This window comes from Pseudarthrobacter sp. (genome assembly GCF_036675385.1).
Classification (GTDB): domain Bacteria; phylum Actinomycetota; class Actinomycetes; order Actinomycetales; family Micrococcaceae; genus Arthrobacter.
In genome coordinates, this window is sequence record NZ_JAKFFD010000035.1 from 13,810 (window position 1) to 30,135 (window position 16,326).

General features: G+C 65.9%; 14 protein-coding genes, 1 tRNA gene and 1 other RNA gene. 10 read left to right on the forward strand and 6 right to left on the reverse strand.

The features are described from left to right. Positions 1 to 20 precede the first annotated feature (20 nt). Entirely contained in the window at positions 21 to 938 is a 918-nt protein-coding gene (locus V6M49_RS03280; protein WP_332760017.1) for an oxygenase MpaB family protein, read from the forward strand. Between the two features lie 100 nt (positions 939 to 1,038). Here the strand turns inward: V6M49_RS03280 and V6M49_RS03285 are convergent. Next, positions 1,039 to 1,126 (reverse strand) — tRNA-Ser (locus V6M49_RS03285). A 311-nt stretch (positions 1,127 to 1,437) separates the two neighbouring features. Here V6M49_RS03285 and V6M49_RS03290 point away from each other — a divergent pair. The 4 genes from V6M49_RS03290 (at position 1,438) to recR (ending at position 6,089) form a co-directional block, all read left to right on the forward strand. Beyond that, positions 1,438 to 1,764: a hypothetical protein gene (locus V6M49_RS03290; protein ID WP_141139350.1), complete on the forward strand. Its 327-nt coding sequence runs from the start codon at positions 1,438 to 1,440 to the stop codon at positions 1,762 to 1,764. 88 nt (positions 1,765 to 1,852) lie between these two features. Then, positions 1,853 to 1,949: signal recognition particle sRNA small type (gene ffs, locus V6M49_RS03295), an RNA gene on the forward strand. Positions 1,950 to 2,015: 66 nt separating this feature from the next. Beyond that, positions 2,016 to 5,426: a DNA polymerase III subunit gamma and tau gene (locus V6M49_RS03300; protein WP_332760018.1), complete on the forward strand. Its 3,411-nt coding sequence runs from the start codon at positions 2,016 to 2,018 to the stop codon at positions 5,424 to 5,426. Between the two features lie 63 nt (positions 5,427 to 5,489). Then, complete coding sequence (recR, locus tag V6M49_RS03305) at positions 5,490 to 6,089, forward strand: recombination mediator RecR (protein ID WP_056348564.1); 600 nt, start codon at positions 5,490 to 5,492, stop codon at positions 6,087 to 6,089. A 134-nt stretch (positions 6,090 to 6,223) separates the two neighbouring features. On the opposite strand, the gene V6M49_RS03310 is transcribed toward recR, so the two are convergent. Both V6M49_RS03310 and V6M49_RS03315 read right to left on the reverse strand, forming a co-directional pair. After that, positions 6,224 to 7,375: an ABC transporter permease gene (locus V6M49_RS03310; protein ID WP_332760023.1), complete on the reverse strand. Its 1,152-nt coding sequence runs from the start codon at positions 7,373 to 7,375 to the stop codon at positions 6,224 to 6,226. Further along, positions 7,372 to 8,343, reverse strand: coding sequence for an ABC transporter ATP-binding protein (locus V6M49_RS03315; RefSeq protein ID WP_141139347.1), 972 nt, complete (start codon positions 8,341 to 8,343; stop codon positions 7,372 to 7,374). The genes V6M49_RS03310 and V6M49_RS03315 overlap by 4 nt, the downstream gene beginning before the upstream one ends. A 216-nt stretch (positions 8,344 to 8,559) precedes the next feature. Here V6M49_RS03315 and V6M49_RS03320 point away from each other — a divergent pair, with 216 nt between their 5' ends. Further along, on the forward strand, positions 8,560 to 9,918 hold the full coding sequence (locus V6M49_RS03320) for an aspartate kinase (RefSeq protein WP_332760025.1): 1,359 nt from the start codon (positions 8,560 to 8,562) through the stop codon (positions 9,916 to 9,918). Between the two features lie 90 nt (positions 9,919 to 10,008). Here V6M49_RS03320 and V6M49_RS03325 read toward each other — a convergent pair whose 3' ends face one another. Next, a complete protein-coding gene (locus V6M49_RS03325; RefSeq protein WP_141139346.1) occupies positions 10,009 to 10,224 on the reverse strand; it encodes a hypothetical protein in 216 nt (71 codons plus the stop codon). A 131-nt stretch (positions 10,225 to 10,355) separates the two neighbouring features. Continuing rightward, positions 10,356 to 10,598: a hypothetical protein gene (locus V6M49_RS03330; RefSeq protein WP_141139345.1), complete on the reverse strand. Its 243-nt coding sequence runs from the start codon at positions 10,596 to 10,598 to the stop codon at positions 10,356 to 10,358. A gap of 81 nt (positions 10,599 to 10,679) precedes the next feature. On the opposite strand from V6M49_RS03330, the gene V6M49_RS03335 reads away from it, so the two are divergent. The 4 genes from V6M49_RS03335 to V6M49_RS03350 are packed head-to-tail and all read left to right on the forward strand — an operon-like array spanning position 10,680 to position 13,038. Then, positions 10,680 to 11,162, forward strand: coding sequence for a MarR family winged helix-turn-helix transcriptional regulator (locus V6M49_RS03335; protein WP_141139344.1), 483 nt, complete (start codon positions 10,680 to 10,682; stop codon positions 11,160 to 11,162). Positions 11,163 to 11,202: 40 nt separating this feature from the next. Beyond that, positions 11,203 to 11,778 carry an SSI family serine proteinase inhibitor gene (locus V6M49_RS03340; RefSeq protein ID WP_332760026.1) on the forward strand — a complete coding sequence of 192 codons (576 nt, stop codon included), beginning with the start codon at positions 11,203 to 11,205 and terminating at the stop codon, positions 11,776 to 11,778. Then, a complete protein-coding gene (locus V6M49_RS03345) occupies positions 11,756 to 12,688 on the forward strand; it encodes a 3-methyladenine DNA glycosylase (RefSeq protein WP_332760027.1) in 933 nt (310 codons plus the stop codon). The genes V6M49_RS03340 and V6M49_RS03345 overlap by 23 nt, the downstream gene beginning before the upstream one ends. Then, complete coding sequence (locus tag V6M49_RS03350; protein WP_141139341.1) at positions 12,685 to 13,038, forward strand: serine protease inhibitor; 354 nt, start codon at positions 12,685 to 12,687, stop codon at positions 13,036 to 13,038. Before V6M49_RS03345 ends, V6M49_RS03350 begins: the two co-directional genes overlap by 4 nt. Before the next feature lie 81 nt (positions 13,039 to 13,119). Here the strand turns inward: V6M49_RS03350 and V6M49_RS03355 are convergent, their stop codons facing one another. Beyond that, positions 13,120 to 16,284 carry a S8 family serine peptidase gene (locus tag V6M49_RS03355; RefSeq protein ID WP_442959691.1) on the reverse strand — a complete coding sequence of 1,055 codons (3,165 nt, stop codon included), beginning with the start codon at positions 16,282 to 16,284 and terminating at the stop codon, positions 13,120 to 13,122. Between the last annotated feature and the right edge of the window lie 42 nt (positions 16,285 to 16,326).

Consider the following 16,326-nt stretch of genomic DNA (forward strand, 5'->3'; position numbering starts at 1 on the left):
TTCTGGACGAGAATAGTGGCATGCGAAATTTCCTCAGGGAATGGCAGGGCGAAATCAAACGGGTATTCACCGGCAGCACTGACGGTCAGCCCGCTTGGGTTCCGCGGCTGGCCGAAGGGGACGACGCCGGCTATCACCTTCCCGGCTCGGCCGTCTGGGCGGTGCACGGCTCCATGGCCACCATTGTGGCTGGGGTCCGCGCGCTCCTGATGCAGGCCTTGCACCCAGGGGCACTGGCGGGAATCCACGAGCACTCCGACTTCCGCGCAGATCCGCTCAGCCGGCTGGCCCGGACCATCCGCTGGATCTTCACCGTCACCTATGGCCCACAGGCCGCCGCCGACGAGACTTCCGCCCGGGTCCGTCGCCTGCATGAGCCTGTACAGGGGACCTACAGTGACGGGCACGGCGGCGAGCGGAGCTACTCGGCCAACGATCCGGAACTCGCCCGCTGGGTCCACATCGCGTTCGTGGACGCCTTCCTCTCGGCCCACAAAATCTGGGGTGCCGGGATCCCCGGCGGCCCCGACGCCTATGTCCGCGAGTGGGCCCAGGCCGGACGGCTGATGGGCGTGGTGGATCCGCCCCTGAGCGAGGCCGAAATGCGGGAGCAACTGGACCGCTGGTATAACAACGGTGAGCTGGTGGCGGACAGCAGGGTTGCCGAGACCGTTGAGTTCATCCGCAACCCGCCACTGCATCCGCTGCTGCGCCCCGGCTACCGGATCATCTTCGCCGGCGCCGTCTACAGCCTTGAGCCGAAGTACCGCCGCATGCTGGGGCTCCAGGTCCCCCGGCTGGGGCCGTTCCCGCTCCCCGTGAGGCTGGCAACGAAGGTGGCTCTCGGCGTCGTACATCTGGCCCTTGGACGCGGGCCGGGACCCAGCGAACAAGCGGCCCGGGAGCGCCTCCGCCGCCTGGGCTACGCGGGCACGTGACCTGGCAGCTGGGCTGGGCAGCTGGGCTCCCAGCCATGGGTCAACGGGCTGGAGGACAGCAAAAACCCGGCCCTGACGAGGTCAGAACCGGGTTTCTGGCTGGCGGAGAATGGGGGATTTGAACCCCCGAGGGCGTTAACCCAACACGCGTTCCAGGCGTGCGCCATAGGCCGCTAGGCGAATTCTCCAGCTGCTTTCGAATCAAAAGCAGATACTAGACTACCTGAACATTCCGGCATCGCCCAATTGGGCCGGCGGACTGTTACCGCACGCGGCAATCCGGGCTCCAGCTGGCCCGTCAACGTAAAAATGGACGCCCCCAATGCGCCCATTCCTCCGATACACCGTTGAGCTGCCGGGTCCGGCCCTCCAGCCAGGCCCCGCAGCTCACAACCTTGAGATTGCCCCAATCGGTGTACATATCCATGATCGGCCCTACCCGCCGGATAAGCAATGAAAATCGCTGCCCATTAGCCTGCCTTCTTGGCAGGATGAGGCCATGACACAGCTGCACGCCCTGGTGGTTTACGTTCCGGAGACACACACGGAGCCGCTGCTCGCGGCAATCGGGGACGCCGGCGCGGGCAGGATCGGGAACTATTCGCACTGCACGTTCACCTCCCCCGGCACCGGGCGCTTCACTCCGTTGCCTGGTGCCGGGCCGTTCATCGGGGCCGTCGGTGCGGTCGAACGCGTGCCGGAAACCCGGGTGGAGTGCGTTGTGGAGGAAGAGATGCTCGACGCCGTCGTGCTGGCCCTGCGCGCGGCGCACCCTTACGAGGAGCCCGCATTCATGACCTGGCCGGTGGACGGCTGGCGACGCTAGCTGGCGTCCGGGCCTTTGAACCCGCTTTCGCCTTTGCGCCAGCTTTCGCGGCCGTCCGGACCTTCCTGAATCTTCGGGTAAACTTGTCTGCGGCCCCTCATGTGGCGTCATCCTGTTGAACTCCCCCAGGACCGGAAGGTAGCAAGGGTAAACGGGCTCTGGCGGGTGCATGGGGGGTCTTTACTATTCCCCCACAGGGCGGCCGTCCGCGAGGGATCCTGATTGTCTGCCCGGATTGGTAGGGTTTTCTCGTGACTGTTACTACCACCGCCCTTTACCGTAGATACCGCCCGGACTCCTTCGCTGACGTTATCGGGCAGGAACATGTCACCGAGCCGCTGATGACGGCACTGCGGAAAAACCGCGTCAACCACGCCTATCTCTTCTCCGGCCCACGCGGTTGCGGAAAGACCACCTCCGCCCGCATCCTGGCCCGCTGCCTCAACTGCGCCCAAGGCCCCACTGACACCCCCTGCGGCACGTGCCCCAGCTGCGTTGAGCTCGCCCGCGGCGGCTCAGGCTCCCTGGATGTCATCGAGATCGACGCCGCCAGCCATGGTGGCGTGGACGACGCCAGGGACCTCCGCGAGCGCGCAACGTACGCTCCGGTCCGCGACCGCTACAAGATCTTCATCATCGATGAGGCCCACATGGTCACCTCGGCCGGGTTCAACGCCCTGCTGAAAATCGTTGAAGAACCGCCGGAACATATCAAGTTCATCTTCGCCACAACGGAGCCGGACAAGGTCATCGGCACCATCCGCTCCCGCACGCACCACTACCCGTTCCGGCTTGTCCCGCCGGAGCCGCTGATGGCGTACCTGGAGCTGCTCTGCAACCAGGAAAACGTTCCCGTGGCTCCCGGCGTTCTGTCCCTGGTGGTCCGGGCCGGCGGCGGCTCCGTCCGCGATTCCCTGTCTGTGCTGGACCAGCTGATGGCCGGCGCCGGACCCAACGGCCTCGACTACGAACTTGCCGTAGCCCTCCTCGGCTACACCCACGCATCGTTGCTGGATGACGTGGTGGAAGCTGTGGCCGCCTCAGATGCCGCCACCGTTTTCCGGGCTGTGGACCGCGTTGTGCAGACCGGCCACGATCCCCGCCGCTTCGTCGAGGACCTGCTGGAACGCTTCCGCGACCTCATCATCGTCCAGGCCATGCCCGAAAGTGCCCAGGTCATCCTCCGCGGCATGCCTGCGGACCAGATCGCCCGGCTCCAGAACCAGGCGCACAACCTCGGGGCTTCCGAACTCTCCCGCGCCGCTGATGTCACCAACACTGCGCTGACCGAGATGACCGGCGCCACTTCTCCGCGCCTGCACCTTGAGCTTCTCTGCGCCCGCATCCTGCTCCCCAGTTCGGAACAGACGGAACGCGGCATTGCTGCGCGGATCGACCGCGTGGAGCGGCGCCTGAATTACGCCGGGAACGACGTCGGCGCTCCCGCTCCGGCTGGTGCTGCGGTTTCGGCTGGACCCGCTGCGGTTTCCGCGGTGCCGGCAGCGGCAACGCCGGCTCCTGCTGCACCTGTTTCCGTACCAGCAGCTTCCGCGCCAGCTCCTGCTGCACCCGTTTCCGTACAACCAGTTTCTGCGCCAGCCGTTTCTGAGGCGCCCGCTGCGGCACCTCCGATTGCTGCGGTTCCGGCCGCAGCACAGCAAGCTGCGGCGCCGGTTGCTGCGCAGCAGCCTTCAGGGCCAGCGGCTGCCGGTCCAGGGCTGGCCCGGCCACCGGCAACCGGAGCCGAACAGACCAGGCCGTCGCTGACGCCGCCCAGGGTCAGCACCAACGACTGGCCGGTTGACGAGTCCACAGGCAGGCGGCCCGCGCCCACACGGCAGGAATCCGGTCAGGCCACCCGAGAGACCGGGGCAGACGCCCCCCGCGCAGGTTCCCCGGCCACCCCGTCTGCAGGCACCGGCGCTGACACGGCTCCTGCCACCGCTGCACCTGCCCCGGCTGCGCCCGCTTCGGTTGGCCATGCCCCCGCCACTGCTGCACCGGCCGGAGCGACAGGAACTGGCGCGGCAAGAACTGGGGCCGCCGGGACAGGCGACGTCGAAGTCCTGCGCCGTGCCTGGCCGGAAGTTCTGCAGACACTCTCCAAGATCAAGCGCAGCACGTGGGCCCTGGTTGAGCCGAACGCCCAGGTGGGTGCCTTTGACGGCCAGGTCCTGACACTGTCGTTCAGCACTACCGGGTTGGCTGGCGCCTTCGGCCGGGCTGATCACGCTGAAAACCTGCGGCAGGCGATCCACAAAACAGTGGGCATCGACTGCCAGATCACCGCAGTCGCGGGTGGCGCCAACAGGGCAGCGAGCGCTGAGCCAAACCCAAAAGCTCCCACTAGTCCGGAAGCCAGCCCGGAAGCTCCGGCCAGTTCAGCCGACGTCGCGTGGGGCCTGGCTCCTGCCAGCGCCGTTTCCACGCCTGAGGTCCTGGCCACCGCGCCGGCACCTTCGCCAGCCCCCTCCCCCGCGACGCGTGCTCCCGAACCGGCCGTGCCTCCTGCCACTGCTGCACCTGCGCCGACTGCAGGCGCGGCAGCTATTGCAGAAACTGTCCAGCACACCGGCGACGTCAGCGCGTCGGCAGCCACTGAAGCCGCCCAGGTACCAGCCGCCCAAGGAGAGTCGGTACCAGCTGAGCCGCTTGCCACCGCCGGTTCGTTTGCCTACTCCGATGACGACTGGGGTCCCCCGCGCGACGAAGATGCTCCGCCACTGGACGAGGAACCACCCATGGACTGGGATCCCTCGGCTGCGGCTACCCCACGACTGTCGCCTTCACAGCCTGAGCCTTCAGCGGCCGCACCCGCCAAGCGGCCCGCTCGAGGTGTTTCAAAGGCCGCAGCAGCAAAGACGTCCCCATCTAGCAGGTCCTCCGGTGCGGCATCGGCCGCTCCTTCACAACCCGATCCGGCACTGGATCCGTGGGGCCGGGCCGTCGAGCAGGCGCCGGGCGTATGGGTGGTTGGCACCGAGCCCAATGTTGGCAAAAGCCTGAACACGCCCGTCCCGGAAGAGGCCACGGAAACCGCTCCTGCGCCCAGCTACGAGCCCGCCACCGCCCAGGTCCCCAAGACGTCAGCTGTCGTGAGCCAGTCCGATGCCGACGCCAGCTGGGGATTGCCGCCCGTAGCCCCCACCGCAACCACCGAAATCCCCACACCATATTCAGCCGCACAACATTCAGCTGCACCGCAGAGCTCCGCCCCAGAGACCCCCGCACTACAAGGCCCCGCACCAGAATCCGCGGCGCCCAACAACCCGGCGCCAGCCAGCCAAGCCCCGCCAGCTCCGGCAGTCCCGCCAGTGGAAGCAGCCGTTCCCGAACCGGCTGAAGTTCGTGAGTACGCCATGGCATCGACTGCTCCCGCTGCCGCACCCCTGCAGCCGGCACCGGCGACGTCCGAGTCCGCTGCTGCCGCCCGGCAGAGTCTTTACCAGCGCCTGTCCAACAGCCCCGAGGCCGAAGCCGGGCGTGCCAAGGCGCCGGCCAGGGCTGCCGCCGCAACCTATGTCCAGGACATACCGAGCGCGGACGATGAAACAATTGAGGAATCCGGTGTCTTTGGACGCGCCGCCGTCGAGCGTATTCTGGGCGGGAAGCTGATCGAGGAGCGGTCCCCGGACGGAAGCCCCATCGTTGCGAGGTTCTAGGCACCTGGCGCACGTACTCCCGCAACTCCATTCACTACCCAAGCCAAGCCAAAAGAGGAAAACGTGTACGAAGGTGCAGTCCAGGAGCTGATCGACGAGCTCGGACGGCTTCCCGGTGTCGGTCCCAAATCCGCCCAGCGGCTTGCCTTCCACATCCTCGAAGCGGACCCGCAGGACATGAAGCGACTCGTGGAAGCCATCACCATGGTGAAGGAACGCGTGAAGTTCTGCACGGTATGCGGCAACGTCACCGAGCAAGAACTGTGCAACATCTGCCGGGATCCCCGGCGCGACCCGTCAGTCATTTGTGTAGTGGAGGAGTCTAAGGACGTCCTCGCCGTGGAGCGCACCCGGTCCTTCCGCGGCCGCTATCACGTGCTGGGCGGAGCCATCAACCCCATTGCCGGCGTTGGGCCCGAACAACTGCGGATCCGGGAACTCCTGACACGGCTGAACGACGGCGCCATCCAGGAAGTCATTATCGCCACCGACCCCAACCTCGAAGGCGAAGCAACGGCCACGTACCTGGCCAGGATGCTGAAGACAATCGGCATCGTGGTGACCCGTCTGGCCTCCGGGCTGCCTGTGGGCGGCGATCTTGAGTACGCCGACGAGGTCACCCTCGGGCGTGCATTCGAAGGCCGCCGCAACGCCCTGACCTGAGCGGACCTGCCCCTGACCTGGTCAGGCCGACAGGCTAAGGCAACAGGCTAAGGAGGACCGGCGACCCGGCCTGCCCCAGCCCGGCCCGGCCTGGGTTCAGGGGGCCGGGCTGAGCCGTCGTCGGGCACACCGGCTTAGGCGATGCGGGTTCCGCGTGCCAGCCTGTGTGCCGGGGTGCGCAGCGAGCGCCAGCCCAGCCACATCAGCAGCCCGGCAAGCAGCAGCTGCAGGCCGAGCCCCAGCGGCCACAAGGGAGTGGACTGTGCCAGGTACTGCGGCTTGGCCTCCCCGTTGGCGCAGGGGTAGGTGCCCTCCGGACCGGCCATGGCGTAGCGTGCACCCTGGCTGATGGACTCGATAGCCCCCACCGGTGACGACATTCCGAGGCCACTGTTGACTCGGACCGTGTAGGGGATGGCATCGGCCACCACCACGTAAGGGTTCATGGCCAGCATCCACGCCACCCTTTCGGTGCGAACTGCTGGCTGGGCACGCAGCGGTCCGGAGCAGGTGTACTCCGGTTCCTGCGGCGCCGTTTCGTCGGGTGCCGGCCGCAGCGGTTCAACATTGCGGTACTGCGCCTGGTTGGCCATAACGGTGCCCTGCGAGAGCCCGGTGCCCAGGCCGAAGGCAATCAGGGAACCGAAAACCAGCCCGGCCACGGCAAGGTACGTGACGACAATCGAGAACAGCGGGCGCCCCGCCAGCGCGGAAATTCCGACGCCGATGGCACACACCACGCCCACCTCAACCGCCAGCATCAGCAGGGCCACGATGACGTGGCCGGGCGTCATGCCGCCGAGGGCCACTCCGATGACCAGGAACGGCGTGCTGGCAACCAGGAAGGCCAGGGCGGCGGCCCACGCGGCGAAGAACTTGCCCCACAGGATCTGTCCGGGACGGAGCAGGGTCACCTGCAGGATGGCCAGGGTCCCGCCGGCGCGGTCGCCGTTGACGGCATTGGCAGACAGTGCGGGCGCCACCAGCAATGCGAAGAGGAGGACAAAGGCCAGGACCACTTCGAAGATCATGGACCCCGGACCGGTGTCGGGCGGCATAAAGCTCGAGTAGGCCCGTTGGGCTTCGCGCTGGGCGTTCCAGCTGGCCCACGTCAGCCAGGTCACCAGGCCCGTCAGGATGAACCAGATGGCCAGCATGATGTACCAGCCGCGGGACCGGAGCCGCTGCTTGAGTTCCAGGACCACCACATCCCGGATGCCGGCAAGGTAGCCGGCAACAATGCCGGAAGCCGGCGGGCGCTGCGTTGGTTCTGTCAGCTGGCTCATCGCCGCTCCCCCTCAAGGTTCATGTAAGTCTCTTCCAGGGCACCCGAAGCGGGGGCAAAGGAGCTGACCCCGACGCCGGCCAGCACCAGGTCGCGCAGGAGGCTGGCGGCGTCGTCGTCGTTCAGCAACACCAGGCTGATGGCCGGCCGGCGGCCGTCCTCAACCCGGAACGCCAGGCCCAAGTCCGTGAGTTTGGCGGCGAGCGCTGCGCCGTCGGTTGCCGAGATGGCGTAGCGCCTGCCGGAGGCGGCAGCCGCGTCCGTGGTCTGGTGCCGGACCGTCCTCCCGCGGTTGACGAACACCGCTGCGTCCGCAATTTCGTCCAGCTCGCTGAGCACGTGGGAGGAGACAACGATGGACTTCCCCTCCGCCGCAAGCTGCCGCAGCATCACGCGCAGCTCCACCCGCGATCCCGGGTCCAGGCCCGACGCCGGCTCATCGAGCAGCAGCACGGACGGATCGTGTATCAGTGCGCGGGCCAGGCTGAGGCGCTGCTGCTGCCCCCGGGACAGTACACGGGCCGGCTGGTCTGCAAGGTCACTCAGGCGGACCCGGTCCAGCATCCCTGTGACGCGCTGCGGGATTCCGGCCTTGGGCAGCCGGTAGAAACGGGCTATCTGGGTGAGGATCTCACGGGCGGTCAGGGACTCCCACACGCCCAGGGTGTCCGGCATCCAGCCAATCCTTTTCCGCACTTCCGCGCGGTGATGCTGCGGATCCAGCCCGTCCACCGTGACAGTGCCGGAATCCGGCGCCAGCAGTGAAGCCAGCATGAGCAACAGCGTGGTTTTGCCGGCACCGTTGGGGCCGATCAGTGCGGTGACTTTTCCCGCCGGAGCATGGAAATCCATGTGCTCGACGGCGTGCACCTGCCCGAAGCTGCGGCTCACCGCGGTGGCGCTGATGCCGTCCTGGCGCGGGCTTTCCGGCTGGGCCGGAATGCCTATTCTGTCCCAGTTTTCTGTCATGTCCCGAGCACCTGTCCCCCAAAGCCGTTCATGCATACTGACTATATGAGCCTACGCCTGAGCCGACGGCCGCAGTATCCGCCGGAAGGCTGAGATTTGGACACAATTCCGCGTCCGGCCACAGGCGGCGATAAACTGGGCTGACACGTCACGCCGTCCAGCAGCAAGGCCGTGCCTGACCTCCAGAACTCCGATTGATCCAGTGAAGGTACGCGCATGAGTACGCCCACTTCCGAAGTGCACACAGCAACGCAGCCACAGCAGCTGCCCGAAGGCACTGCCGTGACCAAACAGCTGATTGTGCAGAAGTTCGGCGGCTCCTCCGTGTCGGATGCCGAGGGCGTCAAGCGCGTCGCAAAGCGCGTGGTCGACGCGCAGCGGGCCGGCAACGAAGTGGTGGTGGTCGTTTCCGCCATGGGCGACACTACCGACGAACTGCTGGACCTCGCCGCCCAGGTGACAGATTCCGCCCCTGCCCGCGAGATGGACATGCTCCTCTCGGCCGGTGAGCGCATCTCCATGGCCCTGCTCGCCATGGCCATCAACAAGTTCGGCGCCTCAGCACAGTCCTTCACCGGCTCCCAGGCCGGCATGATCACGGACGGCATCCACGGCAAGGCGCGCATTATCGACGTCGATCCGCACCGCATCCGCACGGCCCTGGACAAGGGGCACATCGCGATCGTCGCCGGCTTCCAGGGCATGAGCCGGAGCACCAACGAGATCACCACCTTGGGCCGCGGCGGCTCGGACACCACCGCCGTCGCGCTTGCGGCCGCACTCGACGCCGATGTCTGCGAGATCTACACGGACGTTGACGGCATCTATACCGCGGACCCTCGCGTGGTGCCTTCCGCCCAGAAAATCGATACCATCTCCAGCGAGGAAATGCTGGAACTCGCGGCGTCCGGTGCGAAGATCCTGCACCTGCGCTGCGTTGAATATGCGCGCCGGTTCGGTGTGCCGTTGCATGTCCGGTCCTCATTCAGCCAGAACGAAGGCACCTGGGTCATCCCCAGCGCCGAAGACAAGATCACCACTCAAGAGGGAGTTGCCTTGGAGCAGCCAATCATCTCCGGCGTTGCACACGACCGTTCCGAAGCCAAGGTCACTGTGGTGGGTGTCCCGGACATCCCCGGCAAGGCTGCCGCGATCTTCCAGGTCATTGCCGACGCCCACTCGAACATCGACATGATCGTGCAGAACGTTTCCACGCACGGCACGGGCCGGACGGATATTTCCTTCACGCTCCCCATCGTCGAAGGCGCGGAGGCCCTGGAAGCGCTCAAGGCCGCACAGCCGGACATCGGGTTCGAGAACATCGAATACAACGAACAGATCGGCAAACTGTCCCTGATCGGGGCCGGCATGCGGTCACACCCGGGCGTCTCCGCGACGTTCTTCAAGGCCCTGTCCGACGCCGGGATCAACATCAACATGATCTCCACCTCGGAAATCCGGATCTCCGTGGTGACACACGCCGATCTCCTCGATGACGCCGTCCGGGCAATCCACAAGGCCTTCGACCTGGACAGCGAGGACGAGGCAACGGTCTACGGCGGCACCGGGCGCTAGCTCTCAGCCCTGCCACACCATAAAAAGGATGTTCTGGGGGCCGGTTCTGCCGGCCACCAGAACATTTTCTTTTTGGCCAAAGCGGACAGCTCAGCCCTGTTTGTCCAATTCTTCGCGGCGCACGGCGTAGTGATGACCTTCGGAATCGGTTTCCACCACGAAGTGGGAAAGGTCCTCGTTAGAGGCCTGCTCGAACTCATCATGCTTGTGGACCACGGGCGAATCCGTGTCCAGACGCGTTGCCGGCCCGAAGACAAAGCGGAGCCTGTCAGTCGCGTGCATAAAACCGGTGAGCGCATGTCCCATTGTTTCCACCCCCTTCCCGCGTTGCGGGCGAAAGAGCCACTGCCTCCTTGTGGAGTCAGTGCCCTTATTTTACGCCCGCCGCCCGAAAATTGGTCTGGTGAGGTTGGGCATGGCGGGGAGGCCGGAGAGGGTCAGCGGAGGGACTGGTCGTCCGGGTTCCTGGGCACAACATAGGTGCTGCCGTCCGGGCGGGTGACCGTTTCCCATTGCTGGGTTTCCCGCTCGCGCTGAACCAGGAGTGCCCGGTTCTCTTCGGTCATGTCATGCACCAGGGAACTGCGGTTGGCCGGGCCGAAAATCGCCCTGAGCTTGCCGGTTGCGCGCATGAACCGCTGGGATGCGCTGCCCTTGTCGCCTGACTTGCCTTTGCCCATGAAAGTGACCCCTTCGATAGAACCCCATTACCCGCTCCAGTGTACGCTAACAATTAGTGCACTAACTATTGGAGGAATGTTATGGCGGTACGGGCCGGCGCCGCGCGGCAGCAGGACGATGACCTCCTCTTGGAGCAACAGCTCTGTTTTGCCCTTACCGTGGCATCCAGAAGCGTGGTGGGCGCCTACAAGCCCGTCCTCGAAAAGCTCGGACTCACCCACCCTCAGTATCTTGTGATGCTGTGCCTGTGGGAATCAGCACCCCGCACCCTGCGCAGCATCAGTGAGGCCCTGGCGCAGGCCCCGGCCACCATCTCACCGCTTCTTCGGCGGCTGGAGGAGGCCGGCTTTGTCACCCGCCAGCGGGTGGACGGAAACGAACGCACCCTTGCCGTGGGCCTGACCCCGGCCGGCGCCGCGCTGCGTCAGCAGGCCATTGCCGTCCCGGGCACCATGATGGAACGCCTGGGCCTGACCCGTGAGCAGGTGGGGGCGCTGCACAAATCCATGATGGGGCTCATAGCCGCCTCCGCCGGATCCAACGGGCAACCCGTCGGGGAGTAAATGCGGCAAGGCGTAAAATGGCAGCAACCTAGGAGGGTCCATGCGTTTGCGAACAGTACGGCCATTACTGGCGGTTCTCGCCATTGCCGGGCTCGCCGCCTGTACGGGCACGCCTGACGGGACCGGGACTTCATCCGCCAGCCCCACAGCTAGCCCCACAACCAGTTCCTCCGCCAGCCCGGGCACTTCCGGGTCCCCCGCTCCGGACACCGAGACCACCGTCCCTGCGCCGTCACCTTCCGCACCCCCGGCCCCGACGGCAGGCCCCGGCGCCGGCAACGCCGAGCTTGCCATCATGGTCAGGCCCTCTCCCACTGAAGCGGCAGTGAACTACACGCTGGTCTGCCGCGGCGGCCTCCCCACGGCTGAGAGCAAGCACCCCAGGCCGGAGGCTGCGTGCGCTGCCCTCAAGAACAACGCTGCGCTCCTCAGCCCGGCCCCCAGGAGCAAAGACGTGGCCTGCACCGAACAATACGGCGGCCCGCAGACCGCCACAGTCACCGGGATTGTGGACGATACCCCCGTGGATGCCACGTTCGCGCGCACCAACGGCTGCGAAATCGGTGCCTGGAACGCAGCCCAGGACGTCCTGGGTGCCAGCGGTGGAGCAACGTAGCCTGCTGACGGCCGACGCCTGGCGTGCCCGCGAGGAAGCGCACGCCCAACGCGTCCGCCGTTACTCGGATCCCTACCTTGCCCGCCGCTCGGCAGGTCGGAAGCACCCGGTGGAGGACTTTCTTTTCACTTACTACACCCAGAAGCCTGGCCAACTGCTGCGCTGGCACCCGGGAGCCGGCGTCGTACTGACCGCTGAAGCGGCGTCCGCCCGCATGGGCTGGAAGCACTACCAAACGCTCGACGACGGCGAACTCGCCTCCCTTGGGCTGCCGCCAGGAACCCCTGCCGTGACTTTTGACCGCGCCCGGTTCCTGGCCGACCGGCACGAGGCTGTGGCCTTCGCGGACATCATTCTTCGCGGCACCGCTGCCCGGCCCGCGCAGTTCGGCTGCTTCGGGCTGCACGAATGGGCCATGGTCTACCGACAGGACAAATTCGACCTGCGCCATGAATACCTGCAACTGAGGCTGGGTTCGGCCGGCACGGACAAAGTGGTGGAGGACAACCGGATCCGGTGCTCACACTTCGACGCCTTCCGCTTCTACACGCCCGACGCGATTGCACTGAACGAACTGGCGCCCAGCCGCGAAAACCAGCGGCATATGGAACAGCCGGGCTGCCTGCACGCCAACATGGATCTCTACAAGTGGGCGTACAAACTGCTGCCCGCGCTTCCCAGCGAACTGGTCATGGATTGCTTCGAACTGTCCTGGCGGATCCGGGCCATGGACATGCAGGCCTCCCCCTACGACCTCGCGGAGTGGGGTTACCCGCCCATTCGGATCGAAACCGCGGAAGGCAAAGCGGCCTACGTTGAGCATCAGCGCGCCTTCGCCGGCGAGGCTGCTGCGCTCCGAGGGCGCCTGGCGCAGGCCTTGGCACCGCTTCGAACTGCGGGGACGGTATGAAGGACCTCGAGCTGACCATCAGGGTCACGGAAGACCCCGGCTCCCCCGAGTACGAGTTCCGGCTCATTGTCCGCGATGGCCGCCCTGCTGACGGTTGCACCGTGCCCGATCCCGCAGCAGCGTTGTCAGCGATGGAACGCTTCGGTGAGGACATTTTCTTTCCTAAACCGGGCCCCCCGAAACTCTGCACGCAGCAATACGGCGGGCCGCAGGTGGCCGTTGTGACCGGCTCCATCAACGGCCGTCCCGTCAGTGTGACTTTCCGGCGAACCGATGGCTGTGAAATCTCCCGCTGGCGCGCCATGGCTCCCCTGCTCGGCGGGACAGCTGGTTCCCGCGGCGAAATCTGACCATCGGCGGCAGCCTCCGCAAAACGGGAACGCCGCCGGAACCAAGCGGTCCGGCGGCGTTCCCCTGCTGTTGCTGAAGAGCTAGAGATCCATGTTGCGGTTTCCGGAGAACTCCGGGACCTCCTGCTTCTTCTTTTCCTTATTGACCTTGTCCTTCTTGCCGTTGGCAGGGTCACCGGCAGTTTCATCAGCAGGGACCACCAAAGCACTGCCTGGTGTGACAATCACAGAGACGAAGGTGGGCGCGCTCGAACCGGCGAACGTCACCCGGCCGATATAGGAGCCTTCAGCGAGATCCTTCCACTGGAGCTTCAGAATGCCCGGCTGGCCGTTCCCGAGCCGCAGCGGATTGGGGGTCACCGTGGCATTTCCCACGTTGGCTCCCAACACCGCAGCGTCCACGGACGCCTTCGTGGGCTGCCCGTTGGGGCTTGCGTAGAGGTTCACAAAAATCGTGTACACGCCCGGAGCCGGGTTCGGAACCGAAATTGATTCACTGGCAGAGGCCGTCTGGGCCAGCAGGGCCTGTCCCGCCGGGTTGAAGACCACCATGTCGAAGTCGGCGGCCTCGTCCGAGGAAAAGACGGAGAACTTTGCCAACGGCGATCCTGCCGGAACCGTGACCTCCTTAGCGAAGTTGGACGCGTCCGTTCCCAGGGCCAGCGGTCCGGGAACCAGCTCGATGGCCGAGGAGTCAGCCTTGGACAGACCGTCCAAGGTGATCTTCACGGGCGCGTTGGTGCCCGAAACCACCGGAATGTCGCCCTGCCCCTGGCCTCCTTCCGAGGTAAACGCCAGGTTCGCCGGCGCCACCACGGACTGCGGGCGGACAGCCACCGGCGATGCCACGTTCTTGCCGGCACCCTGCCAGACGAGGTTGCCCATGGCAAACTGCCCCAAAGCAGCGCTGGTGTTCTCAAACTTGACCTGGAAGGTGCGCTTCTCGCCGGCAGCGTTGAAGCTAAGGATCGACGGCGTGACCGTCACCTTGACGCCGGGAACGCTGGCCTTGGCCCGGTAAACGCCTGGGGTCAGCGCGGTGACAGTCCGGGTGACCTCTGTCTTGCCGGTAAGTGCCCCCAGCGCGAACGAGGCAACATTCATATCCCGCGGTGCGGTTGTTCCGAGACCCGGGATGCCCAGGTCCAGGCCCGTTCCCTGGATGAACTTCAGGTAGTCGTCCTCGGAGTTGTCGTAGACCAGGCCGGGATCCAGGACCCGCGCAATGTCCACCTGGCCGGCGCCGGTGGCGAACACGTCACCGTTCCGGCTGCCGTCTGCGTTCTTGATATCAGCTGCCGTGGTCATCATGGCTGACTTGACGGTGGCCGGAGACCATGTGGGGTTCTTGGCCAGGATCAAGGCGCCAAATCCGGCCACGTGCGGCGCGGCCATTGACGTCCCGGACATCATGCCGAACTGGTCGCCGCCGGAACCGATGGGTGAAACGCCTGCCAGCACTGCCACACCCGGTGCCGCCACGTCAGGCTTGAGCAAGTCTGAGCCGGTAGCGAGCAGCGGGCCCCGGGAGGAGAAGCCGGCGATCTGCGGCTGCGGCGCGGGCGGAAGGCCGGTGGTGTCTGTGTTCACCAGGGAGACCTTGATGCCGGGGTTGGCGATGATCTTGTCCTTGATCTGCTGCGTGGCCGGCGGGTTCACGTGCACTGTCGGGACTGCGTGGCGGTCAAGGTCCTCGGAGGAGGTGGTTACGTTGACCAGGATCATGCCGATGCCGCCGGCGCGCTGCACCTCGGCGCTCTTGGCTACGCGGTCCACCACCCCGCGGTCGCAGACAACAATCTTCCCTGTCACCTTGGCGGGATCCAGCGCATTGGGTGCGCACAGTTCGGGGTTGGCTGCGCCGGCGGCTGCGGCACTTGCCGCCAGCACAACGTTGCTCGCAGGAACGGGAGCGGACATAAGACTGGCGCCGCGGTACTTGCTTCCGTCCTCAAACTCGACGGTTCCCTGCAACTCCGTGGAGAAGGAGCTCGCTGCCACCGTGGTCAGCCACGGCGCGCCGTGGTTTACGGTGCTTGCCGTGGGCCCCGAGTTTCCGGCGGAGGCTGCAACAAAGATTCCGGCAGAGGCCGCGGAGAGGAAGGACAGCGACACCGGGTCTGTGGTGGTTGAGGTGCTGCCGGAGATGGAGTAGTTCAGCACATCCACCCCGTCCAGGATGGCTTGATTGATCGCGGCCACGGACGCGGAGCTGTAGCACCCGCCCGTCGCCGGGTTGTCATCCTCCCAGCAGACCTTGTAGACGGAGATCTTTGCCGCCGGCGCCACGCCGCCGGTGATGCCCATATCGGTTGCACCAAGGTTGGCCCGGACGTTCGCGTTGCCCGCGGCGGTGCTGGCGGTGTGCGTCCCGTGGCTTCCCACATCCACGGGCGAAATCAGTTCTTCGGGCGCGCGGTTCTCCGGCGCCACGTACGCCATGTAGTCGTCAGCGAAGTAGCGGGCACTCAGGACTTTGGAGTTGCAGGCGCTGCCGTCAAACGCCGCCCCGGTTCCCTGGCCCTTCTGGCACTCTCCGACGAAGGTGTCGCCGTCGGACTTGAGCATGGCGATGTTGCCGTCCGCGGTACGGTACGGGGCGCCCACCTGGGCCTGGCCGGCGAGGGGTTGCACGTCGTCCCCGGCGAAGAACGGGTTGGAGGGGGTGTAGCCGGAGTCAATAACGCCAACCACGACGCCTTTGCCGGCATTTTCCAGCCCGCCGAAGGCAGTCTTCCAGAGGCCGTTTTCACCGCTGAGCCCAAGGAAGTCCGTGCTTGAGTAATCCGGCGCGTTCTCCGTGTCCGGTGCCACCATGATGACGGCCGGGTCCTTGGCGAGCTTGGCGGCCTGGTCGGCGGTCAGATCGGCCGAGAACCCGTTGATGGCAGCTGTGTACTGGCGCTTGATCCGGACGCTTTCGGACCCGGCCACAGCGTTCTGCCTGCCCTCGAGATGCGCCTGGTACTGCTGGACTTCGGGCCGGTCGGCGTCAAGCTTGCGGCCCTTCTGGGGCTTCGTCGCTGCGAGTCCGGGAGTCCCGCCGTCGTAGGTGGCCGCCGGCTTCTCGGCCAGGACCACAATGTAGCGGCCGGCGGGGTAGTCGCCGGGGTTGATCTTCTTTGAGGCAACTGCCGTGTTTGCTTCAGCGGGCGCCGCGGTAGCGGGGCTCATCGCCATCGAAGAAAGGAGAAGCGGCAAGCCCACGGCCAATGCCGCTGCTTTCCGGAGTCCCCCGCCCCGAATGGGGCTTTTTCCAGTTGATTTCACGAGCGACTACACCTTTCA